This is a genomic window from Enterococcus raffinosus (genome assembly GCF_018917525.1).
Lineage (GTDB): Bacteria > Bacillota > Bacilli > Lactobacillales > Enterococcaceae > Enterococcus_A > Enterococcus_A raffinosus_A.
In genome coordinates, this window is record NZ_JAHLOS010000038.1 from 1 (window position 1) to 25,645 (window position 25,645).

Annotated in this window: 20 protein-coding genes and 1 riboswitch; of the genes, 13 read left to right on the forward strand and 7 right to left on the reverse strand. The window is 40.1% G+C overall.

Annotation, left to right across the window (positions count from 1 at the left end; genetic code table 11):
* Nucleotides 1–125 precede the first annotated feature (125 nt).
* Nucleotides 126–875 (forward strand): 2-dehydro-3-deoxy-phosphogluconate aldolase, encoded by a 750-nt coding sequence (gene dagF, locus KQI58_RS18120; protein ID WP_216410394.1) that lies wholly within the window; start codon nt 126–128, stop codon nt 873–875.
* A 50-nt stretch (nt 876–925) separates the two neighbouring features.
* Here dagF and KQI58_RS18125 read toward each other — a convergent pair whose 3' ends face one another.
* Both KQI58_RS18125 and KQI58_RS18130 read right to left on the reverse strand, forming a co-directional pair.
* Nucleotides 926–1,720 carry an alpha/beta hydrolase gene (locus KQI58_RS18125; protein ID WP_216410395.1) on the reverse strand — a complete coding sequence of 265 codons (795 nt, stop codon included), beginning with the start codon at nt 1,718–1,720 and terminating at the stop codon, nt 926–928.
* Nucleotides 1,686–3,284, reverse strand: a complete 1,599-nt coding sequence (locus KQI58_RS18130; RefSeq protein ID WP_216410396.1) for a PucR family transcriptional regulator — start codon at nt 3,282–3,284, stop codon at nt 1,686–1,688. Before KQI58_RS18130 ends, KQI58_RS18125 begins: the two co-directional genes overlap by 35 nt.
* A gap of 121 nt (nt 3,285–3,405) precedes the next feature.
* Between KQI58_RS18130 and fdrA the strand changes: the two genes are divergently transcribed.
* The 5 genes from fdrA to KQI58_RS18155 all read left to right on the forward strand — a co-directional run bounded on the left by fdrA (nt 3,406) and on the right by KQI58_RS18155 (nt 10,981).
* Nucleotides 3,406–6,399, forward strand: a complete 2,994-nt coding sequence (gene fdrA / locus KQI58_RS18135) for a DUF1116 domain-containing protein (protein ID WP_216410397.1) — start codon at nt 3,406–3,408, stop codon at nt 6,397–6,399.
* 15 nt (nt 6,400–6,414) lie between these two features.
* Nucleotides 6,415–7,350, forward strand: a complete 936-nt coding sequence (arcC, locus tag KQI58_RS18140; protein WP_216410398.1) for a carbamate kinase — start codon at nt 6,415–6,417, stop codon at nt 7,348–7,350.
* A 54-nt stretch (nt 7,351–7,404) separates the two neighbouring features.
* Entirely contained in the window at nt 7,405–8,730 is a 1,326-nt protein-coding gene (locus tag KQI58_RS18145; RefSeq protein WP_437177552.1) for a citrate transporter, read from the forward strand.
* Between the two features lie 95 nt (nt 8,731–8,825).
* Entirely contained in the window at nt 8,826–10,049 is a 1,224-nt protein-coding gene (locus KQI58_RS18150) for an amidohydrolase family protein (RefSeq protein WP_216410399.1), read from the forward strand.
* Nucleotides 10,050–10,147: 98 nt separating this feature from the next.
* Nucleotides 10,148–10,981 (forward strand): DUF2877 domain-containing protein, encoded by an 834-nt coding sequence (locus tag KQI58_RS18155; protein ID WP_216410400.1) that lies wholly within the window; start codon nt 10,148–10,150, stop codon nt 10,979–10,981.
* 52 nt (nt 10,982–11,033) lie between these two features.
* On the opposite strand, the gene KQI58_RS18160 is transcribed toward KQI58_RS18155, so the two are convergent.
* Both KQI58_RS18160 and KQI58_RS18165 read right to left on the reverse strand, forming a co-directional pair.
* On the reverse strand, nt 11,034–11,804 hold the full coding sequence (locus KQI58_RS18160) for an ABC transporter permease (RefSeq protein ID WP_216410401.1): 771 nt from the start codon (nt 11,802–11,804) through the stop codon (nt 11,034–11,036).
* Nucleotides 11,797–12,714, reverse strand: a complete 918-nt coding sequence (locus tag KQI58_RS18165) for an ABC transporter ATP-binding protein (RefSeq protein WP_216410402.1) — start codon at nt 12,712–12,714, stop codon at nt 11,797–11,799. The genes KQI58_RS18160 and KQI58_RS18165 overlap by 8 nt, the downstream gene beginning before the upstream one ends.
* 182 nt (nt 12,715–12,896) lie before the next feature.
* On the opposite strand from KQI58_RS18165, the gene KQI58_RS18170 reads away from it, so the two are divergent.
* The 3 genes from KQI58_RS18170 to KQI58_RS18180 all read left to right on the forward strand — a co-directional run bounded on the left by KQI58_RS18170 (nt 12,897) and on the right by KQI58_RS18180 (nt 16,586).
* Nucleotides 12,897–13,775 (forward strand): LysR family transcriptional regulator, encoded by an 879-nt coding sequence (locus KQI58_RS18170; protein WP_216410403.1) that lies wholly within the window; start codon nt 12,897–12,899, stop codon nt 13,773–13,775.
* Nucleotides 13,776–13,869: 94 nt separating this feature from the next.
* Nucleotides 13,870–14,811, forward strand: a complete 942-nt coding sequence (locus KQI58_RS18175; RefSeq protein WP_216410404.1) for an NAD(P)H-binding protein — start codon at nt 13,870–13,872, stop codon at nt 14,809–14,811.
* 122 nt (nt 14,812–14,933) lie between these two features.
* Complete coding sequence (locus tag KQI58_RS18180) at nt 14,934–16,586, forward strand: MutS-related protein (RefSeq protein ID WP_367397951.1); 1,653 nt, start codon at nt 14,934–14,936, stop codon at nt 16,584–16,586.
* Between the two features lie 98 nt (nt 16,587–16,684).
* Here the strand turns inward: KQI58_RS18180 and KQI58_RS18185 are convergent, their stop codons facing one another.
* A complete protein-coding gene (locus KQI58_RS18185) occupies nt 16,685–17,236 on the reverse strand; it encodes a chromate transporter (protein ID WP_216410406.1) in 552 nt (183 codons plus the stop codon).
* Nucleotides 17,236–17,799, reverse strand: a complete 564-nt coding sequence (locus KQI58_RS18190) for a chromate transporter (RefSeq protein WP_216410407.1) — start codon at nt 17,797–17,799, stop codon at nt 17,236–17,238. The genes KQI58_RS18185 and KQI58_RS18190 overlap by 1 nt, the downstream gene beginning before the upstream one ends.
* 108 nt (nt 17,800–17,907) lie before the next feature.
* Between KQI58_RS18190 and KQI58_RS18195 the strand changes: the two genes are divergently transcribed.
* Together KQI58_RS18195 and KQI58_RS18200 are read left to right on the forward strand one after the other, a co-directional pair.
* Entirely contained in the window at nt 17,908–18,774 is an 867-nt protein-coding gene (locus KQI58_RS18195; protein ID WP_216410408.1) for a LysR family transcriptional regulator, read from the forward strand.
* A gap of 81 nt (nt 18,775–18,855) precedes the next feature.
* Entirely contained in the window at nt 18,856–19,557 is a 702-nt protein-coding gene (locus KQI58_RS18200) for a DUF975 family protein (RefSeq protein ID WP_216410409.1), read from the forward strand.
* Nucleotides 19,558–19,680: 123 nt separating this feature from the next.
* Here the strand turns inward: KQI58_RS18200 and KQI58_RS18205 are convergent, their stop codons facing one another.
* Nucleotides 19,681–21,129 carry a helix-turn-helix domain-containing protein gene (locus tag KQI58_RS18205; protein WP_253296021.1) on the reverse strand — a complete coding sequence of 483 codons (1,449 nt, stop codon included), beginning with the start codon at nt 21,127–21,129 and terminating at the stop codon, nt 19,681–19,683.
* A 480-nt stretch (nt 21,130–21,609) separates the two neighbouring features.
* Nucleotides 21,610–21,779: riboswitch (M-box (ykoK) riboswitch) on the forward strand.
* A 575-nt stretch (nt 21,780–22,354) separates the two neighbouring features.
* Here KQI58_RS18205 and KQI58_RS18210 point away from each other — a divergent pair.
* A complete protein-coding gene (locus tag KQI58_RS18210) occupies nt 22,355–22,786 on the forward strand; it encodes a GNAT family N-acetyltransferase (protein ID WP_048717797.1) in 432 nt (143 codons plus the stop codon).
* Nucleotides 22,787–22,986: 200 nt separating this feature from the next.
* Nucleotides 22,987–25,641, forward strand: a complete 2,655-nt coding sequence (mgtA, locus tag KQI58_RS18215) for a magnesium-translocating P-type ATPase (protein WP_216410419.1) — start codon at nt 22,987–22,989, stop codon at nt 25,639–25,641.
* The last annotated feature ends 4 nt before the right edge of the window (nt 25,642–25,645 follow it).

The window sequence follows — 25,645 nt, forward strand, 5'->3', positions numbered from 1 at the left end:
AGGAGTCAATTCTAGAACATCACACAAGCACCAAGCAACTAAAGTGTTATTAAATTATCAAAGAACAAGAGAATAAAACTGGAGTGATTTATCACTCTAAAAAATATATTACGAGGAGATAGAAGATGTCATTAAGTCCCAATTATTTAGCAGATCGAATTTGCTTAAATGTATTAGCTAATTCTGTTGCAAATGCGAAAGAATGTTACGAGGCGGCAGAAGGTCATGTTGTATTAGGCGTATTATCGAAAAACTATGCCAGTGATGAATTGGCGATCGAGGATATGAAACTGTATCAAGCAGCGACCAATAATGCTTTGTCCGTCGGTTTAGGTGCTGGCGATCCCAATCAGAGCCAGATGGTATCAAGAATTTCCGCTGTCTTGCAGCCGCAGCATGTCAATCAAGTATTCACTGGTGTGGGGGCTTCACGAGCCCTTTTAGGTCAGGTGGATACGGTCGTGAACGGTTTAGTTTCACCAACCGGAAAAGTCGGCTACGTGAATATTGCGACGGGACCATTGAGTTCAAAAGCGCCTGAAGCGATTGTGCCGATAGAAACAGCGATCAAATTGCTGCAGGATATGGGCGGTAGTTCGGTAAAGTATTTTCCGATGAAGGGCTTGGCTCATAAAAAGGAGTATCAAGCCGTTGCAGAAGCTTGTGCGAAGTATGATTTTTATTTGGAGCCGACTGGCGGCATCGATTTAGCAAATTTTGCAGAGATTGTGCAAATAGCAGTTGATGCTGGAGTGAAAAAAATTATCCCGCATGTGTATAGTTCGATTATTGATTCTAAAACAGGAGATACGAAGCCGGAGGATGTTCAGGCTTTGTTGAAGATAATGAAGAGAATATGTAATGATTACTCTTAATAATAAACGAAGGGGGTGTGACAAAATGTCGCCCCCTCTTCGTTTGTTTTTTAAGGCAGCCAGATAGCTAACTTATCTAAAATAACCTGAACTTCTGATTTGTTAGTCTCTTTTAAAAAATCATGAGGTAAATAGTAGGCTGGAACAAAAAGGCTGTCTGGAATACTACGGCCAATCATTTTGCTGTATCGAAAGGGAATTTCCTCATCAGAAGAGCTGGCGCTGCTAAATGTTTTTGGAAAAGAGTGTAAAGTTTCTTTTGATAAGGCAAATTCATCAGGAGAATCGACACCGTAAAATGAAGGAAGTAAATTTTGTTGTACAGCATAATGGTAAAGTAAGTAACGCGACATGAGAGGATCATCCCAGATAGGATTTTTCAACTCAGTCCCTTCAATTTGTTTTGAAGAAATTATCTGTGGCAGTAATGTTCGCTCTTCATTGATAAATGTTAAGTCAGTGTATCCGTAGAAATTGACTAAGAAATCGGGTGCTTGATTTTTTTCTTTGAGCCGTTTGGTCAATTGCAACATTAGAAAAGCACCGGCTGATCGTCCACAGATACCAAAGGACTTCCCCTTAATGATAGTATTACACAAAAGCGCAACACTTGTCTCTAAGTCATCTAGAATTTCAACCAACGAACTGTTAGGCGCTAAGCGGTAATCCAAAGCTATTACAGAATAACCTCTCTGTAAGAAGCGATCTCTCAGATCACGAGGAAGATCATTTTTTGACCCATAGACTAAACCTCCGCCATGGAGATAGAGAACAAATTTATCGTTTTGGGTTGTTTCATAGAGATCATAATTAGCCTGGTTTGCTAATGTTATTGTTTTTTTCAAGAGCAGTTCTCCTCATTTTTATGATATAAGTACCAATTTCATGATTCATTACTTGCAAAGGATCGGCAAGATCGATTGCTAGGATTTTTTCGACTTTATTTAAACGGTAGCGAATGGTCTTTGAATGTAGAAACATCGCCTCTGATGTTTGTTTATAATTTCGATTGTTTCGTAAGAATTGGTAGAAGGTTTCGAAAAGTTCAAAATTAGTTTGAGCCAGATTCAGTAATTTTGCGGGAACAATTTCATTGATTGTTTGAAGCTGTTCACTGCGAATAAAGTGTCGAAAAATGCCAATATCTGCTAATTCCACCACATTATCTTGATAGAATTCCTCACTGAATCTTAAAATATCCAAACACTCCATCAAAATCTCCTTTAAATCATCACGTTGTTTTAAACTGCTGACAACAAAAGTCATCGTTGGGTTTGATTCTAATAACTCGCTTAGCAGATGCTTCATCTGTAATTTTGAAATACTCTTGTTCTGACTAAAATTAAAAAGAATCAGTGAATAGTTATGATGGTCAAAAAAGATTGAATCAGTCTTCAAGCTCTTCAGAAGATTAATTGCTTTGTCTTTCAGCAGTTTTGCCGCAGGTGTTTTTGTTGAGAAGGATACCGCTTGGTAATACGCATGCTGATTCATATGGGCTTCTTGCAAGAGACTTTCCAGTTCATCAAGATTCTTCGGCGTGTTTTGTAAAATAGCATCGGCTAAATTGTTTAATCGCTCGTAGCGTTCCTTCTTTAATAAGTATTCAGTATTCAATCTTTCCTGCAAAACGTCGATCGTATTTTCAATAATAACCAAATCAGTTTCTTTAACCTCCGTTTGATTCAAATAAACCAACAATAGACAGTGACTAGAATATGGGTTAAATAGATTCACTTCCAAAGCAGTCTGGCTTGGACCATTTTGCTGTGAAAAAAGCGTCAGCAAGGTATAGTCGTTTTTAGTAAATTCCCCATTAGATAAACTTTTTCGATTAAGGACAACATTGTCCTTAGGTGTTTCACCAAAAGCTATTTCTACTTGGTGATCGATCATTTTCAAGCTGCAGGGCGAGCCTATCAAATGGTAAAATTCCCCCATAATTTCTTTCAATGAAGGATGTTGGCGCTCCAATCTGGTAAAACGTTGACGAACATCATAATAGGCACGCAAAATATGAGTCTGATGATTCAATAATGGTTCGTAAATGGCGAGCAAAATTTTTTCATAGCTAACATCCTGCGCAATTTTAATCAAAGGAATTTGATATTTGAAGGATAGTTCGATTACCCAATCGGGGATGACTTTAATCAAGCGTTCCATTTTAATGACTAATCCACTCACACCAATTTGCTGCATTTTACGGAAAAACTCTTCTACATCAGCTTCTGTAAGTCCATCAAAGGCATAGAAGGAGGTCAAAATTAATTGATTTCTTTTACTCCAGTGTTCAATGTCGAGAGCCTCTAATACCATCGCTGACTCTACTTCATTCTCTAATCCAATTTCTTTCGTTAGGATTTTACTTGTTTTTAATTGACTTAGCGATAACAACTCTTTTAATTTCATCAAATTCTCCTTTTTTCCCTATTCGGATAAAAATTATACCACTTTTTTAGAATATCATCCGATGAAAACGCAATCTTTTCATTTTAAAATGTTTGTGTAGTGGAAAGGAAGGCGTAACTAAATGTTGCAAACCGTTATTTTAAAAAATAATTATCAAGACTCTATTAATTTGATGCTGCTGACAAATCGGATCAATGATCTGCAAGCGGTCACAATGAGTCAAATTATGATGGGTACAAATGCTAATAAGGATATCTTAGATAATACAAAACTTCTAACGGATGAAGCGAAAGCGGCTTCACCAAACGATTTAATGATTGTCGTCGACAGTGAGCAATCAGATATTATGGATCAAGTTTTACCTGAAATTGAACAATTTTTAGAGGATCTATCGTCAACAGGTTCCGAAGAAAAAGCAAAAGCTGCAACTTCATGGCAAGAAGCGCTGGATAATTTACCAGAAGCAAACATGGCGCTTTTTAGTATTCCTGGAGAATATGGTGCGGCAGAAATGGAAACCGCTTTAAAAAAGGGTCTACATGTTTTCTCTTTTACTGACAATATTCCGATAGAAGATGAAGTGCGATTAAAACAAATGGCCCATGAAAAAGGTTTGTTGATGATGGGACCTGATTGCGGGACGGGAATTATTTCTAGTATCCCGATTGCTTTTACTAATGTTGTAGCGCCTGGAAATATTGGTGTTGTGGGTGCCTCTGGAACTGGAATTCAGGAAGTAACAACGATTATCGATCGTTTGGGAAATGGTGTGGTTCATGCCATTGGAACAGGCGGCCGTGACTTAAGCGATAAAGTCGGGGCAACTACGATGAAAGATGCCATTGTGGCTTTAGAAAACCATGAACCAACAGATGTGATCTGTGTGATTTCAAAGCCGCCGGCAAAAGAAGTCCGTGATGAGGTTGTTCAACTTTTACAAAGCATCACTAAGCCAGTAGTAGCTATTTTCTTAGGTGAAAAACCAGTAGCTCATGAAGGCAAAGTATATCTGGCGCATACACTAGAAGAAACCGCCAAAATTGCTGTAGATTTAGCGAATGAAACTGCTGTTAAAAAGAACTACTTTGAAGCGGTGGCTAAATCAACTGCGACTCTTGCCGAAGACAAGGTCATCAAAGGCCTTTATTCAGGTGGCACTTTAGCTGCAGAAGCAGGAATGTTGATCTCAGAAGCTTTAGGCTTAGAAGGATTAGTGAAAAAGGAAGGTTATGTTTTAAAATCGCATGGCTATGATGTAATTGATTTGGGTGATGATATCTATACTCAAGGGAAGCCTCATCCAATGATTGATCCAGAGGTTCGAATTAAAAAAATTCAAGAATATGCCGCCGATGAATCAACGGGTGCAATTTTGCTAGATATTGTATTAGGCTATGGCGCGCATGAAGATATGGTGGGAGCTTTGCTGCCAACGATAAAAAAAGTCCAAGCGTCTAGATCTGATTTACAATTCGTTGCAACAGTGGTTGGAACGGACAAAGATCCGCAAAATTATCAGAAGGCGGTTCAACGTTTACAAGAAAATCAAATATTAGTTGCTGAGAGTAACGCAAAAGCTGTTCAATTGGCACTAAGTTTAAAAGGAATAGCATTGACCGAAGAAGATAAGGTTGTTGTGCCGTATCAAGGAACAACCATTGAAGTACCTGAAGCAAGTTCTAAAGTGATGGAATTATTAAATTCTAAACCGCGAATTATCAATGTCGGATTACAAAGCTTCAATCAATCAGTCCAAGCGTTTGATGGAAAATCTACTCAATTTAATTGGAAGCCAAGAGCTAGTGGAAACAAAAAAATGATCAAGATTTTAAACGCATTGGAAGAACACGCAGAACAGATCGATGCAGAGAATCAAAAGGTAATGAACAAAATCAAAAATGCCCAACCATTTCTAACAGATGTTGTGCCAGCAAAAAAAGTGATTCCAGAGTTAAATGAATCTACGAAGACTTTGCTGCACGCTGGGCCACCAATTACTTGGACAGAAATGACGGGCCCGATGAAAGGGTCAGTAGTTGGTGCGGCGATCTTTGAAGGCTGGGCAGCCAATGAAAAAGAAGTTGTCACATTGATTGAATCAAATCAAATCCGTTTTATTCCTTGTCACCACGTCCATGCAGTTGGTCCAATGGGAGGAATAACTTCTGCTAATATGCCAGTTTTTGTAGTTGATAATCGTTTAGATGGTTCAAAAGGATACTGCACAATGAATGAAGGGATTGGAAAAGTCTTACGCTTTGGCGCTTTCTCGCAAGAGGTGATTGATCGATTGAATTGGATGAGAGATATTTTAGGTCCGACTCTATCAGGTGCCTTGAAGCAAAGTAAAAGTGGTCTGAATTTGAGCGTGTTGATCGCACGTTCGATTACGATGGGAGATGAATTCCATCAACGTAATTTCGCGGCGTCATTGAACTTCCTAAGAGAAATTGCTCCGCTGATAGTCCCACTATCAATGGATGAACAAGATAAACGGGACGTTATGAAGTTTTTAGCGGATACAGATCAATTTTTCTTGAATATCATGATGGCTGCTGGAAAATCAATTGTTGATTGTGCTAGAAAAGATGCTAAAGGAACCATCGTTACTACATTAACTAGAAATGGCGTGGATTTTGGTGTTCGTATCGCAGAGACAGCGGATGAGTGGTATACCGCACCAGTTAATGTCCCTAAAGGTTTGTATTTTACTGGGTTTTCAGAGGAAAATGGCAATCCAGATATGGGCGATAGCGCAATTACCGAAACGATCGGTGTTGGCGGAATGGCAATGGTAGCCGCTCCTGGAGTAACCCGGTTTGTTGGCGCAGGGGGATTCCAAGATGCTTTAGCTATTTCGAATGAAATGGCAGAAATTAGTGCAGGTCAAAATCCAACATGGACGATTCCGACGTGGGATTTCCGAGGAACTTGTCTAGGAATCGATATTCGAAAAGTTGTAGAGACGGGGATTACACCGTTGATTAACACCGGAATTGCACATAAAGAAGCAGGTATTGGCCAAATCGGGGCAGGGACTGTGAGAGCACCTTTAAACTGTTTTGAAAAAGCGTTAGAAGCGTATGCCCAATCATTAGGTATTGAGACCAACTAAGAAAGGATCGAATCAATGGGATTAAATGTGATTGCTTTAGGCGGAAATGCCATTTTAGATAAAATTCCAACTGACGAAGGACAAAAGGAGGTTGTACGAAAAGTTGCGTCAGATATTATTGAGTTTATTGAATTAGGAGAGCACGTGGTCATTTGCCATGGAAATGGTCCTCAGGTCGGTAATTTGCTGATCCAGCAAAAAGCAGGAGATTCCGAAAAAACGCCAATGATGAAGCTGGATTCAAATGTGGCAATGACCGAAGGTAGCATTGGCTACTGGATTCAACAAGCGATTCAGAATGAACTACAAAAACGAAATATGCATAAAAGTGTGGTTAGTGTAATCACACAAGTAGAGGTTGATACAAATGATTCTTCATTTGAGACACCCACTAAACCAATCGGCCCATTCTATACGAGAGAAGAAGCTGAGATGCAAATGGTTAATGGCGATGGGATCTATCGAGAAGATTCCGGCCGAGGATATCGGAAAGTGATTGCTTCTCCAAAACCGAAACGGATTGTTGAAAAAGAGGCGATTCTTACATTAGTAGATGCCGGTATTATTACTATTTGTGTCGGTGGTGGCGGGATTCCTGTTTCGAAAAATGCACTAGGAGAATTTGAAGGCGTTGAAGCGGTGATTGATAAGGATTTATCTGCGAATCACTTAGCCAAAGAAATTAATGCAGATCGTCTAATTATTTTAACCGGGGTCGATAATATTTACATTAACTACAATCAGCCAAACCAAAAGAAATTAGAAAAGTTAACGATCAGTGAAGCGAAGCAATATATTCAGGAGGATCAATTTCCTCCTGGGAGCATGCTGCCAAAAGTTGAATCTGCTATTGATTTTGTTCAAGAAAGTCGAAAACGTGAGGCTGTAATTACCTCAATTGAAAACTTAAGTAATATTGTAGAAGGCTTTGGTACAAGAATTGTTTGCTAATAAAAATGAGTGAGGGGTTTAATGATGAAGCGAAAAATTACGTTTTTTTTCCTGATGCTGCTGGTAGGCGCAACATCAGGAATCAACGCATATGCCGCAGAGGCGCTAGATAAAGTTACTGCGCCGACCGGTTTTCAGGCACTGTTAGTAATTGTTCCACTGATTTTAGTACTTGTTCTATTATTCCTGAAAGTAGATATGATTATCGCTGGATTAGTTGCGGGAGTTTTAGCGATGCTGATTGGCGGCGTCAGTCTGATGGATGCGAATGCACAGTTGTTGGAAACAATTCCATCCATGTTGAGCATTACAGTTCCGATCATCAATTCTGCTGTTGCTATGGCGGTTTTTAAAGCTGGCAGTTATTCGGCTGCCTTAACTTTGGCAAAACGAGGAACAAAAGGGAAGGTTGAGTATGTATCAGCCTTTATTGTTATCTTATTAGCGGCTGCTACTTATATGTCAGGAATTGGCGGTGGGAGTGCCATGGTTATTGCACCGTTAGCTTTTGCTGCAGTTGGGGTAGTACCAGAGTTAATTGCGGCTATGTCACTTTCCGCAGCAGTATCTTTTACGACTTCTCCGGCTTCATTAGAATCAAGTATTGTTTCTAAACTTGGAGATGTAAGTGTTGGGAATTATGTTTCAATTATGCGTCCTTATTGGTTGATCTTTGTTGTTTTGGCTATTGTTCTGGCATTCTGGGGGACAAAACGCCGGAAGATTGGTTTTAAAGAGACTACAGATGATGAGTTTGATAAGAAAACAAATGGGGAATTATTCAAGCTGACGTTACCAGCAATATTTTTACTATTTGCAGTAATATTTGGACCGATTGTTAATGATTTCATCGGCTTTGCCTTTTTTACACCTTTGGTCTATATGATCTTAACTTTGGCGCTGGTCTTCATATGTACCGACTTTACGATGAATCAATCCGTCGAAGCGATGGTAGACGGCTCAACGTATATCCTAACGCGCTTATTCCAAGTAGGGATTTTCTTAGCTTTCATTAATGTAATTGCTCAAACTGGAACTTTCGCGGTTATTGCAGGAGTTGCCCAAAATGCGCCTGAATTTGTTGTTGTTCCTGTAGCTATTTTAACCGGCGTATTGATTGGCGTTCCCGCGGGAGCGTATGTTGGTTCAGTTCTAACATTAGTCTTGCCGGTAGCTGTTTCACTAGGATTCCCGCCATTAGCTTTAGGCTTTGTTACGATGGGTGTTGGCTTAGGAAGTCAAATGAGCTTTGTAAATATTACAATGCAGGCATTATCATCAGGTTTCCAAATTCCAATTTTGGATGTAGTAAAAGGAAACGTAAAATGGTTGAGCTTAGCCTCTGTTTTACTTTTAGCAATCGGCTTATTCTTTGGTTAAGTAAAAATCTGTTAAAGTTTGAATAAACGAAACGTCAAAACGGATGTTATATAGTACAGAAAAAAATAAATTAAGTTGAATAAGGAGTGGAAAGAATGGATTTATTGATCAAACAAGCAAGATTAAATGATGGTGATGCCTTACAGGATATCGCAATCGATCAAGGAAAAATTGTAGAGATTGCACCTGAAATCAAGGATTCCGCTAAAGAAGTGATTGAAGCGAGTGGACGAGTACTGATTCCTGGATTGATAGAAAGTCATATTCATTTAGATAAAGCACTGATTGCCGATCGTGAACCAAACAAGTCAGGAACATTGAAGGAAGCTATTCAAGTAACTGCAAAACTTAAACCAACTTTCACAGAAGAAGATGTCTATACTCGTGCGAAGCGAGCTTTGGAAATGATTATCCGTCGTGGAGCGACAACTGTAAGAACCCATTCTGAATTTGATCCGGCACAAGGTTTCACTGGCTTCAATATGATCATGAAATTAAAAGAAGAATACAAAGATTTGATTGATATGCAGGTAGTCGCATTTCCGCAAGAAGGAATTTTTAAAGCACCTGGTACTGATAAAATGATGTATGAAGCGATGGAAATGGGTGTGGATGTTGTTGGCGGTATACCTTACAATGACGCGCCTGCGAATGATCACATTGATTTGATTTTCGAAATTGCAAAGAAATATGACAAAGATATTGACTTGCATCAAGATTTTGCAGATGAAGCGGATAATACTTCAATCGAATATTTATGTGAAAAAACGATTGAGGAAGGTTATCAAGGACGTGTATCAGTGGGGCATTTAACAGCATTACATGCTATGCCAAAAGACCAATTGGATCGTGTGATTAAAAAAATGTCAGAAGCAAAAATCAATGTGATGCCGTTGCCCGCGACCGATTTGCACTTAGGAGCCCGCAACGACGAATATAATATTCGGCGCGCGGTTACACCGATTCGTAAGTTAAGAGATGGTGGTGTCAATATTTGTTTAGCTACTAATAATATTCGAAATGCCTTCACACCGTATGGAAATGGAGATTTGATGCAAATTGCGATGCTGGCTGTGCCAGTAGGTCATTTAGGCGGAGCTGATGATTTGCCGACGGTTCTTCCAATGATTACAGAAAATCCTGCAAAAGCATTGGGATTAACTGATTATGGTATCAGTGTAGGTAAAAAAGCTGACTTGGTTTTATTAGACACCAAGGTTAAGGCGGATGCTGTCATTGATATACCTGAACGACTATATGTCATTAAAAATGGTCGGATCACGGTAAAAGTGAACCATCAAGCAAATATTTTAAAATAGATTTTTTGAGTAAATAGTGTTTCAGAAGTATTTTTTCTTTCTTCTTGAAGAAACCCTTTTTAAGATTAATCAAAGAGCATGAAAAATGGGAGAATCTTATGTATGAAGAACGGGCCAGGATTAGTTCTTATCTTTCAACTTTGGATCATTTTGGAAAGATTGGGAAAATTCATAGTATATTTGAGCATTCACTTAATCTGATTTTCGAAGAACATTTGATAAATTTAACTGAATCAGGAAATTTTTTATCTAGTTTCGGTATACAGTTGTCACAAGTTACTTTTCAAGAAATTCTACCTTTTTGTCAGTTGGGTAATGTTATAAAAATGACTGAACATTCATTAACCGTTTACAGTCAGTTGGGAATCAAACGAGTATTATTTTCTGACATCCAAGTCGTTCCATTAAATATTAGAATTATTAAACCCCAAGTGGAGCCTTTATTAACCTTAAGAAAAATTTTGAATACGAAACAATTAGAGAAACGATTAGGTTTATTTATCGGAAATAGAGAAAGAAGGTATTTTAATTTCCTACAAAATACCGAAATTAAAAATAAAAAATGGTCAGCGTTAGTAGAATATTTTGTAGGTCGAGGCAAAGGATTAACTCCCAGTGGAGATGATCTAATAATGGGTTATTTGTTTATACTGAAGATATATGGGCATAAAGTTTGTTCCGTATTAGAATCACAGCTGCAAGAAGCGAGCGATTTGACGACTGATGTTAGCTGGAATTATCTATCAGTGTTGCTTTCCGGGTATGCAAGTTCACCGTTTATTGAGTTGCTATCTGGATTAGAGGAGAGAGTCCCCTATGATAAATTGGATCAATTAGTGGATGAGATTCTAGCGATAGGGCACACTTCTGGTAGTGATAGCTGCTACGGTATTCTCTTAGGTCTCTCCGCTGTTCAGAGAAACTTTGATTAATTTAAAGAAGAGCCACTTTGGAAAAATTTATACCCAAAGTGACTCTTTCTTTTTAACTTCTCAACCCGCGTCCGCGATCGATCAAATACCAGCAAACGCTGTAAAGCACCACGATGAATAATACTAAAATCGACATGGAGACCACGATCGACACATCCATCACCCCAAGGAATCCATAACGAAAACCAGAGATCATATAAACGATCGGATTGATTTTTGAGACGGCTTGCCAGAATGGCGGCAGCATGGAAATAGCGTAGAAAACTCCTCCAAGATAAGTCAGCGGCTGTAAAACAAAGGTCGGTACGATCGACACATCATCAAAGGATTGAGCGAAGATCCCGTTCAATAGTCCAGCTAATGAAAATAGGATAGCGGTCATCAACAAGGTGATGACAACAATCGCCCATGAGTAAACATGCAGCGGCACGAAAAACAATGAAATAATCGTGACAAGTGTGCCAACCATGACACTTCGGCCAACTCCGCCGATCACAAAGCCCCAGATAATGATATGGGTTGGAACGGGTGCGACTAAGATTTCCTCGATATTCTTTTGGAATTTTTGCGAGAAGAAGGATGACGAGACATTGGCGTATGAGCTGGTGATCGCCGACATCATAATCAACCCGGGAACGATAAATTCCATGTAAGAGAAGCCAGCCATATCACCGATTCGTCCGCCGATCAAATTGCCGAAAATGACAAAGTACAGCGATGTGGTGATGACTGGCGGAACTAAAGTCTGTACCCAGATCCGCAGATAGCGGTTGGTTTCTTTGACTGCCAGACTTTTAAGGGCAGTAAAATAGAGATTAGACATGATTTTCCTCCGTGATTTTTAGGAATAGTTCTTCTAGGCGGTTGGATTTGTTCCGCATGGAAAGGACTTTGATTCCTTGATTGGTTAGCTGTTCGAAGAGCTCGTTGATCCCTTGATCACGTACGACTTCAACTTCTAAGGTTTGGTCATCCTCAAAGGTATGTTTAAAGCCAGTGATTACCGGTTGTTTGTCATAAGGTTCAAGATCAAAAATAAACGTTTCGAACTGTAATTTCGATAGTAATGATTTCATGCTGGTGTTTTCGATCAGTTCCCCAGATTGGATGATTCCAATATTGCGACAAAGCATCTCCGCTTCTTCTAAATAATGAGTGGTCAAGATGATCGTTGTGCCGTTAGCATTCAGTTCTCTAAGGAATGTCCACATTTCGCGGCGCAGTTCGATATCCACTCCAGCAGTTGGCTCATCCAAAATCAGCAAACGCGGTTCATGCATCAGGGCGCGCGCGATCATCAAACGCCGTTTCATCCCGCCAGAAAGCATTCGGGCACGGACATTGCGTTTTTCCCATAGGTCAGACTGCTTCAAATATTTCTCACTGCGGATCATGGCCTCTTTGCGGGGCACGCCGTAATAGCCAGCTTGATTGACCACAATTTGTTGAACAGTCTCAAAAGGATTGAAGTTGAATTCCTGCGGGACAAGACCGATTTGCTGCTTAGCCATTACCAACTCTGTGTCCAAGTCATAGTCGAAAACTTTTACGTTTCCAGCGGTTTTATTAACTAAAGAAGTAATAATCCCGATGGTCGTGGATTTGCCAGCACCGTTCGGACCTAACAGTGCGTAGAAATCGCCTTCCTCAACCGTCAGATCGATCCCTTTTAAAGCCTCTACACCAGTGGCATAGACTTTTCTCAAATCTTTTATTTCAAGTGCATTGGTCATTTAGTGTATTCTCCTCATTTCTATCAGGTGTTGATTTTAAGTGCTTCAGTTTCGTTTCATCCAATTCTCTATTCTATCATTGATTTTCCTGATCACAAGCCTGAAATGCTTCATTCACTTCTGAATATTTTGAAGTTTTTCTAGCAGGTTTGTTAAAATGGAAAAGAAGCGGAGGGATGCTCATGTATTTAGAAAAGTTGAAATACTTTATTGATTTAGTCCAAACCGGCAGCTTTACCAAAGCCGGAAAGAAAAATTTTGTTTCCCAAGCAAGTATTACCCAGCAGATTCGTTTTTTGGAGACGCATTTTGCCTGTCAGCTGATTGATCGTTCAACGATTCCCGTAAAGCCGACCGAAGCTGGGAAACTGTTGTATCAGGAGGCCCTCCAGCTAATCCAACAGTACGATCGATTAACGCAACGGATGTCAGATTACAATGAACAAAAAAAGCGGGTCCGGATCGAGTACACTTCGATTATGGACATTCAATTGTTTTCTCAGGTCATGCAGGATAAAAAGCTTGAAGAGGAAAACATTCTATTAGATGTGGAGAAGGTGCCGTTGAAGGGTGTCGCTGAAAACTTGTTAAATCATCGGTATGATCTTGCGATTAGTTTTGATTCGGAATTTTTTGAAGAAAAGCAAATTCAAACACTTCCGCTATATTATGGGGATTACTGTGCAGTGGTCGGTAAGAAGCACCCATTTTTTACTAAAGAATCATTGACGCTTGAGGAGCTATACAATCAATCCATTGTGATGCTTTCGCCAGAAACGATAGGAAAATCCTACTATTTAATGCTGGATCATGCATTGCAGGATGGGTATGCCCCCAACATCGTAAAAGTGACCAACGATATCGAGACGGAAATCTTTCTGATCCAGAACAATGAGATGGTGGGCTTTTTTCCTGAAAATTACCCGTTGATCGAGGATGACATGGATCTGAAGTCGCTACGAATCGAGGATTCTCATCATCAATTTGAGATTGTTTTAGCCTATTTGGCCAATGAACAAAACGCAACTGTTCAGCGACTGCTTGAGCGGCTGAAAGCGTAATAACTTTTACTTATAGGGCATTAAATAGATGTATTGGTATTTGTTCACTGAATCACATATGCTTAACTTATCAAAAATGAGGAGGTTTTATTCAATGAATAAACTGATTTTGACAGGTGTAGATGGAAATTTAGGCGGACAAGCAGCCGAGTATCTAATGACGATCGCAGAAAAGGACCGCTTAGTCTTTTGCGGCTATGATCCCGCTTCGCTAGAAAAATTTTCAGCCCAAGGCGTAGAAACCCGAGAAACGAATTTCAATCATGTCGAAGGCTTAGCCGAAAAATTTGCGGGCGGAGAAGCGTTGGCCTTGATTTCGATGCCTTTTGTGGGAGAAAAACGTCAAGCAGCCCATAGAAATGTCGTTGATGCTGCCAAAGCAGCTGGCGTGAAAAAAATCATTTATACTTCCTTGGTCAATGCGGCAGATCCAGAGAATCCAAGTATTGAGAAAATCGACCACGCCTATACAGAGAAGTACATTGAAGAAAGCGGACTTGATTATATTTTCTTACGCAACTCCCAATATGCCGAAGCCATGATCACGAACTACTTTACCTATGTAAAAGGCGATGGTGTGCTAACTAACAGTCAGGGTGATGGGAAGATGGCGTATATTTCAAGAAAAGACTGTGCCAAAGCTGTTGCATATGCTTTAAACAATCAAACGCTGCATCACCAGATTTTGAATATCAATGGAAAAGAGTTAATGACGATCAGCGATTTTGTTGCGGTTGGCAATGAGGTTACTGGCAATAAGGTCAGCTACCAAGAAATCTCCGATGAAGAAAACTATGCGGTATTCGATGCGATGGGCGTTCCGCGAACGACCGAAGGAAAGTTTAAAGAAGATTCCGAAGCACCATTTTCTTCAGAAGGAATGGTCACTTTTGCTCAAGCGATTCGGGAAAATAAGATGACTGAACACACCGATGATTTTGAAAAATTGACCGGTGACACGCCACTAACTGTTCGCTATATGTTTGAACACGCAGAGGAATTTCAGGTAGGCGAACGCCATTCGAAAGATGTGTAATGGATAGGGAAAGCATCTCACTTATAAGATAGGTGGGGTGCTTTTTTATTATGAGTCATTTTGTCAAGCTATTTCTAATGGTAGAATGATTAAAAAAGAAGACGGGGGTTCAATTATTGGAAGTGATCTGGATTTATGGGATTTTGTTTGGGATTGTAGGAATATTTTTTCTGATCTATGCCTATTTTTTGTATCGCAAGAAACTAAAAATCAAGGCGCGGATCAAGGCAGAGTATGGGAAAAAAATGGAATGGAAACTGGATGAACGGGATTATGCCAGTATGAAGAAGTATTATCAGCAGAAGAAATCGGATGAGCCAACGATTGATGATATTACCTTCAATGATTTAAATATGGATGAGATTTTTAAACAGGTAAAAAATACGCAGTCTAGTATTGGGGATGAATACAGCTACGATTTTTTTAGAAGGCAGAAAAATCCTGATTTGACTCATTTTGAAGCGGCTGTTCAGTGCATGAGTGAGCAGGCTGAAGCTCGGGAAAAACTGCAATTTGCCTTTTATCGAATTGGGCGGAAAACCAATAATCAGTTGGTTGAGTTATTACTGGAGCCCAGTAAGTTTCCTAAAATAGCGATGCTGCCAATTGTTTTGGTGACGGTAGTCGGAATAGGCAGCTTGATCTGGCTGGCAGTAGATATTGATTATGGGATTTTAGCTGTCTGTCTGAGCTTTTGTGTGGGTTTGATTTTATTTTCGATCGTGTTGCGAAAAATTTATCAGGCGTTTGAAGCTTTGGGGATGTTTACACGCATGGTTCGGGCGGCGAAGGTGATGGTGAAACTAGAGCTTCCGGCCTTCAAAGAAGAAACCGATCAGCTGCGTAAAAATCTTAAAGCGTTTAAAAACATTACAGGATTGGCAGATTATATTGTGCAAATCTTTGGCTCTTCCAACAGCCTAATGATGATCATTACTTCTTATTTTTCTTTGTATGGCTATGCTTATTTTATCATGGTCAAGCTGTTTCAAAAGTATCGCAGTGAAGCGTTGAAACTGTATGAAACCATTGGATACATCGAGCTGTGTATTTCGATTGCTTCTTATCGAGAAAGTTTGCCATATTATTGTCTGCCGAATTTTAATGATAGTGATCAGGTAACGTTCGAAGAGATCGTACATCCGCTGTTAAAAGAACCCGTTCCGAATACGCGTAGCATGGGAAATAAGGTGTTGATAACGGGTTCAAATGCCAGCGGAAAATCGACCTTTGCCCGAACGTTAGCGATCAATGCGATCTTTGGACAGCTGTTTAATACTTGCTTGGCTAAGAGTTTCAGCTTTAAACCATGTGCCGTCTATAGTTCGATGAATTTAAAGGATGATATTGTTACCGGCGACAGTTTCTATATGGCAGAGATCAAGTCGCTGAAGCGCTTGTTGAAAATCGCTGAATCTAAAGAGTATGCCATGATCTTTATGGATGAAATGTTTAAAGGAACCAACATGATCGAACGGATCGCTGCTGCTTCGATCATTCTGAAAAAATTCGCTGACCTGGATTGTTTCATTTGCCTGGCAACACATGATGTAGAGCTAAGCCGAATCCTAGGTGAACGCTATGAAAACTATCATTTCCGAGAGGTCGTGACAGCGGATGATATTCTATTTGATTACACGTTGCGAGAAGGCGTAACGACTGGCAGTAACGCGATCAAATTATTAGCCTATTGTCATTATGATCAGGAAATCGTTGATCAGGCCGAAAAGTATGCTGAGAACTATCGACTATCAGGCGAATGGGAAAAACTATAAACAACTCTTAAGGCCGTGTCCTATTGAAGGATACGGTCTTTTTGCACGTAGAAAACTATAGATAAGAAATGCTGGAGATGATTTTAATCAATGTCCACCTACTGATAGAGAAAGAACCCTGCAAATCCTGCCACACACATCAAAACAATGGGGTTAGGCTTGAATTTTCGCAGAATGATTAACGAAGCTGTGAATAAAATTGCGACTTTCCAATCAAATTGTGGGAGCAAATTGCTGGAAAAATCTGATGAACCAAAAAAAGCCAATAAAAGAATGGTAAAGCCTGCCGACATGATCAAGCCAACTGAAGAAGCTTTTAGGCTTTTCAGAGCAGCTGCCACATAGAGGGAGTCGTTATGTTTTTGGAAAAACTGATACAAGCTAATGGAGATTACGCAGCCTCCTAAAATACAACCAATGGTAGCGACGATTGCGCCGGAAATTCCGTCAATTTGCATGCCGACAAAGGTCGAAGTATTGACTGCCAGCGGTCCGGGCGTCATCTGCGAGATGGTAATAATATCACTGAAAACTTTTTCACTCAGCCAACCTTGCTGATGAACCACCTGCTCCTGAATCAAAGGGATGATGGCATAGCCGCCACCGATGCTGAATAGCCCGATCTTGAGAAAGGTTAAAAATAACTGCATTAGGAAGCCTCCCTTGTTTGTTGGAAATGAGTATCAAGTAAACAAATACCAACACTGAAAATTAAAATATAGATTACGTTTAAATTAAAAATGGCATTAGCTACAAAAGAAATTGGAACTAACATGCGTAGTAGTCTAGAGCTTTCTTGTCGAATCAGCTGGTACATATCAATAACAATATCGATGATCAAAGCGGTAACACAAGCCTGCATGCCTTTTAGAACGGCCATCACCGTTACATTTGCGGCAAATGCGGCGTACCAGTTAGAGATTAATCCTAAGATCACTAAAGGCGGGATGATTGAACAAATCGCGTTGATGATTACCCCAGGCAGTCCCGCCGCTTTTTTTCCTGCCAAAACACTTAAATTAATGGCAATGGCTCCTGGTGAGGATTGCGCGACAGCCGCCATTTCCATTAATTCATCATTGGTGAATAGCCCTTTTTTTTCAACATAATATTTACGAATCATGGGAACGACTACATAGCCGCCACCGAAGGTAAAGGTGCTGATAAATAGATTGACCGAGGCCAACCATAAATAGAATTTGAGTTTTGTCATATTAACGCCCTTTCTTCTTTCTCTCTAGTATAAGGCTTGGTTTGTCATGTGTGAAATGATAATATTAATAGGTAGACATGAATTTAATTCATGTGAAAAGGAGTCCTTATGAACTATAAACAATGTGTGATATTTCGTGAGATCGCGAAAACAACTAATTTTACTAAAGCAGCAACGAACTTGTTTTTGACACAATCAGCCGTTTCACATGCGATCAAAGATTTAGAAGAAGAAGCGGGCACACAGCTTTTTGAACGACTGCATCGCAGTGTGAAGCTGACTTCTGCGGGTGAACTGCTTTTGCGGGAGATCCAACCGATCATTGAGGAGTTCGAGTCTGTCGAAGCCCGTTTGCCTGACCTAGAGAAGCAGCCACCGTTAAAAATCGCTTCCTGTATTACGTATGCTCAGACAGAGCTGCCTCAGCTATTGCAACGATTTAGCGAGCTTCATCCAGAGGCTCATTTTAACGTTCAGGTTTTTCCTGCTTCAGAATCGATTGCTCGTTTAGAAACTGGCGAGGTTGATCTTGCCTTTATTGAAGGCAAGGTCCAGCAAGCTTCCTTTCAAGCAAAAAAGATCGCAGATTATCGGTTGTGTGTAGTGGCGGCACCAGATTTCGCTGAAGAACAGCTCAGTTTGCCAGAACTTTTGCAACGTCCGCTTTTATTGCGGGAAAGAGGAAGTGCTGTTCGTGAATCCTTTGAATCCTTTGTTGTTTTACAGGGTTTCAAGCTTTTTCCGATTTGGGAAAGTGTCGATTCGCAGGCTTTGATTTCAGCTGTTAAAGCTGGATTTGGCTTATCAGTATTGCCATACCGTCTAGTGAAGGAAGAGCTTCTGCTAGGAAAACTGACCGAGGTCAAGATCACGGATTGGCAGCTGACCAACGATATTAGCGCTCTGGTTCGCAAAAGTCGGTATCAATCTCGGATATTAGCTGAATTTTGGAAAATGCTGCGTCAAATAAACTAATTTTGACAAGTTCGTTTGAATGACTTTCTAAAACAATTACAGTATATTAAACTATTGAATAAAGAGAGGGGTTATTCAATTATGAAAACGACTGCTGAATTAAAGGCAGAAGCGAAGGATGCTTTGAGAGGTAAATGGGGTCAGGCGGTTATTCTAAACCTTATCCCGACGTTATTAACAGTAGCTGTAATGTTCTTTGTGGTATTATCTGGGTTGATTTGGTTTTTTATTCATGGGTCAAGTGGTGACATGATTACATCTGTTTCTGAGTATCAGCAAAATAATGCTAGCGGTGGCGGAACGAGTCTGGTTTCGTCTATCATCAGCGCCTTATTTATGAGTGGAATATCTTGGACGTATCTTGATTTACTGAGAGGCGAGCGGACGCAGATCGAACCGATGAAGGATGCGTTTCGTGGCTTTCAAGGAGCATTCCTTGGCGGGGTTGTTCTATTAGCACTATTTACGAACATTTTCACGACATTATGGACATTCCTATTCATTATTCCTGGAATCGTAAAAGCTTATGCGTATTCGCAAAGCTATTTTATCTATTATGATCAGCTTCAACAAACGGGAGAGAAACCGAAAGTGTTAGACACGATTACTGCCAGTCGCCACTTAATGATTGGTCATAAGGGCCGATTGTTTTGGCTGGATATCACGTTTATCGGCTGGTACTTGCTGACTGCTCTAACAGCGGGCATCGCCTATCTATGGGTGGCACCTTATATATCTGCTACTAAAGCTGCTTTCTATGAAGATTTGCAAAAAAATATTTAAAAAAAGCAGGACTCAATCATATGATTGGGCCCTGTTTTTTTAACTAGGAAAGTATAAAGTTTTTACATCAATAAATCGCTTTACAGCAGGTATATCCATGTCCGGCTTCACGAACGAGCTTTTTTAAGCAAATCTTTTGTTGTTTTGGATCGTCAACAATCGTGGTAAAAGATCGGACTGATAATCGGCGTTCAAAATATTGATCAGATAATAATCACTTGTTTCAGCGGGCAGCAGTTCTTTGAAGGTAGTGATGAAAAGATCGATCGGCTCATCCGGTTGCGGTTGAAAGACGATTTCGATGAAGCTGAGATTACTTAAAAATTTCACCATCTGCTGCAAGTAAAGATAGTTCGGGATTGCTACGATACCCACATGGACTTTTTCATCGGTGACGGTAAAGTGGGGCAGCAGGCTTAAGCATAAGGTTTTTGAAATGGAGGCATCTACCGTAGCCAGCCACTCTAATTGCTTACGCCGGCTTAATTTTCGAATCGCTTTACGGATCGCAGGATAAAGCTCCGCGTATAGTTCGGATTTGAGGAAATGTTCCTTGTTTCCAGTCTCAAATAGTAAAGGAATTTCTTTTTTCTGGATCGAATAGTTTAAGAAGGTTCGGGCGATATTGTCTAGCAAAAGCCGCTCTTCCTGTTCGTTTAGCGTTTCTTGCAGGAGGTCTCTTGAACAATAACGATAAAAGGTGTCGATCGCCAAACATAGAGGATCACGTTCTTCCACATTTTTAGCGTAATAAAGCATCATAGGGTTGAGAATCTGTCCATCATTTTTGACGCTGTAGGGATAATAATAGAATAAATAATTGAGAAATTCGATATTTCGCCGAATTTGGATACGCGAATCCAAAAGACTGGAAAAGTAATGCTCCAGCAGCGGCTTCGTTTGAGAGAATAACAGGTCTTCAAAAGGAGTCTCTGCTAAGTAGCTCTTCTGCTCATTTCTTAGCCGATTAACACAAAGCATCAAGCGGGCTAATTTCGGATGGAGATGGGTAGGCAGTAATGGCGCCATCTCATTAAGCAAGGCATCTTCCAGTTCAAAAGAGAGCGGGCTGAAATTAATATCTTCACCCAAGGAGGCGGCCCAAAGCGTCTTGATATAAACCAAACGAATAACCGCTTCACATCCTGTCAGCTCCATTTTTGAAAAGTTTATTCGAACATTGCACTGAGAGAGATGATCCATCAATGGGTGCAAACGTCGCAAGATCGTCGATTCACTCACGAAGATTTCCTTACTGAAGTCCTTCAATTTTTTTTCAGGATAAAACAAGGAGGTTAGCAAAAAACGATAAGGAATCGAATTTTTTACCTGCTCAATTAAGAACGTGTTGGAGCGGCTTGAATCGCTTTCCCAATAAACTTTGGAAGGTTCAATCAACAAGGGCCTTTCGTTCAATTTCTTCAGAGAATCATCCAACTCTTGAAGCATCTGAAGAAACGGTGGATAACTGGAGTTAAACTTTTGACTGAGTGTATGAACGGAGTACTCGCCAGCTGGACATTCTTCCATCTGCTTAAAAAACTGCACTTTTTTCTGTTGCTGATTTGTCATAAAAAGATCTCTGTACATAAAAGCCACGCCTTTCTGTCAAATGTTCATCGAATTGAAAATATTCTGATAATTGCGCTTGGAAAATAGCGATAAAGACCAAATCTGTTGTTTATTTATAAGCTAAATTTATTTTATCATGTACGGAAGTCCCAACTTTTCTTTCGAACCTACAAACGATTCTATCATTCGTTAATTTATCGGAAACCCGAAAGGAAAGTTGATTTTCGTTGCACGTTTATCACTTTTTGTCAGACGAAAATCTTTTTTTGATAATAAAAGTTCGTTTTTTTCAAAAAAATGAAAAATCATAAAGTTTTTGGAATCGAGTAGTTGATAAAAGAAGTTCGAAAAGGTTAGTTGCTCGTGATTGTTAGTCATAATGCAAAGTTTTTAAAGGATTATTGTTATTTTTAATAACTTTCTAACTGATCTCGGTTGACAAGATTCATTCATTTTGTTAAGTTTTGTAAAGAAAAATAAAATATGATTTGTTAGGTGAGGCTCCTATACAAACACAGGCTACTGCCCAAAAATGTCGAGAGACGCCAATGGGTAGAACAGGAATTGTCGAATACAAGGCTTTTCTTAAGGTAGCTAAGATGTTTGTCTTTACGTTGTATAGTGCCAAAACTCAACGACTAGATCGACAAGAGTATTTGTCTTTTATTTAAGATGGATTTTTTACGGCCTTTCGCTGAGTTTTAAAGCGAAAGGCCTTTTTTGCGAGTCCAACTTTTTGCAGCTTTATATCGCGTGAGCTACTTGTTCTCAACGGCAAAGAAAACTTATTTATCGAAATGTTTAGTTGGATCGTATGCGTACGAGGGTGAGTTCATTTTTCGTGCTTTTCGAAAAATGAATTCCTAGATAGGAGCTAGCTGTCAGTCGTGCTTTTCGCAGTTTGGCTCAGTGATGCCAGTTTTAAAAGAAATTTTTAACAAATTGTAGCTGAAGACGCTTAGCACGATGATATGCGTGGTGAAACTCAACTCATTTTTCTGCTTTTTAGAAAAATGGATTCATTAAAATGAACTAGCTGCGAGTTCAACTTTCTGCAGTTTCACATCGCCGAGCTACTTGTTCTCGACGGCATGGCTTTCTTTCATGGAGCTAGTTCTCACCAACCGTCTATTTTATTTTCAATCAAAAACAAAGGAGGAATTATCATGGTAAAACAGTGTATATGCTAACGAGATGGAACAGTTTATTTTACCGGGAAGCCTTGATGCTTCGAAATCGGGTGTTGAAGGAAAGTGCGGGAAAGGCGTATTTGTTCGAGGCACCGATTGAAGAAAAGCAGGATATTCATTTGGTCGTGCGGCAAGGAGATGAAGTAGTGGGAACGTTGCTGCTGCATCCTGTATCAAACGCATTTGTTCAGATCAAGCAGGTTGCGATCGAACCGCTGACTCAAGGAAAGAGTCTTGGGAAGAATTTGATGATCTATGCAGAAGAGATTGCGGAAAGATTAGGCTTTTCGACTATTTTCTTAACAGGCAGAAAGCAGGCCTGGGGCTTTTATGAAAAGCTGGCTTACCAAGAGCTGCCATATGAGTATCAAGAAGACCAATTGATTTTGAAAATTTTTAAGAAAGAAATTCGACAACCATTGAGTCGAATAACCACAAAGGAGATGAAAACAAATGGACGACAGTAGTTCGCGAAGAACGGGTTTATGGATGATAGAGGAACGGGGCATTGGCAAATTATTCTTGTCTATTTGTTTTTAGCCCCTTCATCTCTCCGTGAGCCCACAATAGGAGGCGCAAAAAAATGAAAACATTCGGAAATATTCTTTTATACCTAATGATTGGGATAGGATTATGGCGAATTTTTTTTGGAGAGAAGGAAAGAACAGTGGAAAAAGTAACGAAAAATAACCAAAAGGTTAATTATGATTTATTTGCTAGAAAAACAGTGGCGAATGTTTTTGAGACCTTTCATACATCAAAAAAGGGGTTATCAGAAAAACAAGCCAGCATTGCTAGAGAGCGATACGGGGATAACAAGATCTCTTATGGCAAAAAGACGCCTTTCATTTTGGAGGTGCTAAAAGCGTATATCACGCCCTTTACCTTGGTATTAATTGGTCTAGGATTAACCTCGATTACGACAGATGTATTAATGGCGGCTCCGGCAGACCGCGATTATTTTGGCAGTGCTATTATTTTTACGATGGTTATTATTAGCGGAACAATGACCTTGATCCAATCAGTTCGTTCGAATCATGCTGCTGAAAAGTTGAAATCTTTAGTAAAAGTCACAGCGACCGTTCGTCGGAAAAATCAATTCCTTGAGCTTCCCATCGAGGAAATTGTCTGTGGAGATGTCGTTAAATTATCTGCCGGTGATATGATTCCAGCGGATGTCCGGTTAACAGTCACAAAAGATTTATTTGTTTCTCAATCGGCTTTGACTGGGGAAAGCTATCCAGTTGAAAAAAGAGCGGAGAGTCAAATTGAAGTCCAAGATTCTGAGACAAGTTACGAAAATATGGTCTTTATGGGAAGCAATGTCATTAGCGGGAGTGCGGAAGGAGTTGTAATCGCAACGGGGAATCGAACGTTGTTTGGCGATGTGGCAAAATCCTTGAGTACCAAGCCTGACTTGACAAATTTTGAATTGGGAATCAAGAAAACTTCGTTCATTTTTATCAAATTTATGGCGATCATGGCACCAACGGTCATCGTGATTAATGGGCTGACTAAGGGGGATTGGATGGAGGCTTTTCTGTTCGGTTTATCTGTGGCTGTAGGATTGACACCTGAAATGCTGCCGATGATCGTAACCACCAATCTGGTCAAGGGTGCCTCAAGAATGGCGAAAAAGGGAACGGTTATTAAAAATATCAATTCGATTCAAAATTTCGGCGCTGTTGATGTGCTTTGTACGGATAAGACTGGAACGTTGACTCAGGATAAAATCATTTTGGAATATCATTTAGATTGTGATGGGAAGGAAGATTCACGGGTTTTACGTCACGCATATTTAAACAGCTATTATCAAACTGGATTAAAAAATTTGATGGATGTCGCGATTATTGATGCTGCGAAGAATGAATTGGATACGACTAAAATCAATTATCAAAAGGTCGATGAGATTCCATTTGATTTTGACCGTCGCCGTATGAGTGTGGTTGTAGCGGACAATGATGGCAAGACTCAAATGATCACAAAAGGTGCAATTGAGGAAATGCTGCGAATCTCGAGCTTCGTTGATTTTAAGGGGAAGGTCATACCATTAACAGAAAAAGCAAAACAAGAGGTTTTAGAAAAAGTAAAAGAACTAAACAGCGATGGCTTGCGGGTATTAGGGGTGGCACAAAAAACCAATCCAAGTGTCGTCGGCGAATTCTCGGTATCGGATGAGTCGGAGATGGTCCTAATTGGTTACCTGGCCTTTTTAGATCCGCCAAAGGAAACCACGAAGCAAGCTTTGGAAACACTGAAGAAACATGGCGTGGGAGTCAAGGTGCTGACAGGCGACAATGCGCTGGTTACGAAATCTGTCTGCAAACAGGTTGGTTTGGAATCGGAAGAATTAGTTACAGGTGAACAAATCGCCAATCTAAACGAAGTACAATTAGCTGACATCGTAGAAAAATACAATGTCTTTGTCAAACTGAATCCTCAGCAAAAGCAACGTATCACCCACGCATTAAAGAAAAATGGACATACCGTCGGCTTCTTAGGAGACGGCATCAATGACGCTCCTGCGATGAAGGCCGCCGATGTTGGAATTTCCGTGGATACCGCTGTTGATATTGCGAAGGAATCTGCTGACGTGATCTTACTGGAAAAGGATTTGATGGTCTTGGAACGGGGAATCGTTTCAGGCAGAGAAACATTTGGCAATATTATGAAATATATCAAAGCAACTGCCAGCTCGAACTTCGGTAACATGTTCTCTGTCTTAATTGCTAGTACGTTCCTGCCCTTCTTGCCAATGCTGCCATTGCAACTGCTATTTTTGAATATGATCTACGATATTTCTTGTATTTCGATTCCGTGGGATCATATGGACAAAGAGTATTTGGATGAACCAAAAAGTTGGATCTCAGCCAATATTGGTAAGTTTATGCTTTGGATTGGACCAACTAGTTCAGTTTTTGATATCACGACTTATCTATTAATGTACTTTGTCATTTGCCCAGCAATGCTAGGCGGCAGCTACCACACCTTGAGTCCAGCACAACAGGCGACCTTTATTGCGATTTTCCATGCCGGCTGGTTCGTGGAATCACTTTGGACGCAAACGATGGTGCTGCATGCGTTGCGGACTCCGAAAGTGCCGTTTTTGCAAAGTCGGGCCTCATTCAGTATGATTGCTATTACCACTTTAGGAATCGCTGTAGGAACAATCGTGCCGTTCACTAATTTTGGCAGAAACTTAGGGATGCTGCCATTGCCAGGAAACTATTGGTTATGGTTGTTTGTCACAATGGTTCTTTACTTGGCTTTAGTGACTGTAGTTAAACGGATTTATATTCGTCGTTACGGTGAACTATTGTAAGCAT

What these genes read in the sequence shown, in the direction of transcription:
- dagF (WP_216410394.1), top strand. Translation starts at nt 126, where the DNA reads ATGTCATTAAGTCCCAATTATTTAGCAGATCGAATTTGCTTAAATGTA.
- KQI58_RS18130 (WP_216410396.1), bottom strand. Translation starts at nt 3,284, where the DNA reads ATGAAATTAAAAGAGTTGTTATCGCTAAGTCAATTAAAAACAAGTAAA.
- fdrA (WP_216410397.1), top strand. Translation starts at nt 3,406, where the DNA reads ATGTTGCAAACCGTTATTTTAAAAAATAATTATCAAGACTCTATTAAT.
- arcC (WP_216410398.1), top strand. Translation starts at nt 6,415, where the DNA reads ATGGGATTAAATGTGATTGCTTTAGGCGGAAATGCCATTTTAGATAAA.
- KQI58_RS18145 (WP_437177552.1), top strand. Translation starts at nt 7,405, where the DNA reads ATGCTGCTGGTAGGCGCAACATCAGGAATCAACGCATATGCCGCAGAG.
- KQI58_RS18150 (WP_216410399.1), top strand. Translation starts at nt 8,826, where the DNA reads ATGGATTTATTGATCAAACAAGCAAGATTAAATGATGGTGATGCCTTA.
- KQI58_RS18155 (WP_216410400.1), top strand. Translation starts at nt 10,148, where the DNA reads ATGTATGAAGAACGGGCCAGGATTAGTTCTTATCTTTCAACTTTGGAT.
- KQI58_RS18160 (WP_216410401.1), bottom strand. Translation starts at nt 11,804, where the DNA reads ATGTCTAATCTCTATTTTACTGCCCTTAAAAGTCTGGCAGTCAAAGAA.
- KQI58_RS18165 (WP_216410402.1), bottom strand. Translation starts at nt 12,714, where the DNA reads ATGACCAATGCACTTGAAATAAAAGATTTGAGAAAAGTCTATGCCACT.
- KQI58_RS18170 (WP_216410403.1), top strand. Translation starts at nt 12,897, where the DNA reads ATGTATTTAGAAAAGTTGAAATACTTTATTGATTTAGTCCAAACCGGC.
- KQI58_RS18175 (WP_216410404.1), top strand. Translation starts at nt 13,870, where the DNA reads ATGAATAAACTGATTTTGACAGGTGTAGATGGAAATTTAGGCGGACAA.
- KQI58_RS18185 (WP_216410406.1), bottom strand. Translation starts at nt 17,236, where the DNA reads ATGCAGTTATTTTTAACCTTTCTCAAGATCGGGCTATTCAGCATCGGT.
- KQI58_RS18190 (WP_216410407.1), bottom strand. Translation starts at nt 17,799, where the DNA reads ATGACAAAACTCAAATTCTATTTATGGTTGGCCTCGGTCAATCTATTT.
- KQI58_RS18195 (WP_216410408.1), top strand. Translation starts at nt 17,908, where the DNA reads ATGAACTATAAACAATGTGTGATATTTCGTGAGATCGCGAAAACAACT.
- KQI58_RS18200 (WP_216410409.1), top strand. Translation starts at nt 18,856, where the DNA reads ATGAAAACGACTGCTGAATTAAAGGCAGAAGCGAAGGATGCTTTGAGA.
- KQI58_RS18205 (WP_253296021.1), bottom strand. Translation starts at nt 21,129, where the DNA reads ATGACAAATCAGCAACAGAAAAAAGTGCAGTTTTTTAAGCAGATGGAA.
- KQI58_RS18210 (WP_048717797.1), top strand. Translation starts at nt 22,355, where the DNA reads ATGCTTCGAAATCGGGTGTTGAAGGAAAGTGCGGGAAAGGCGTATTTG.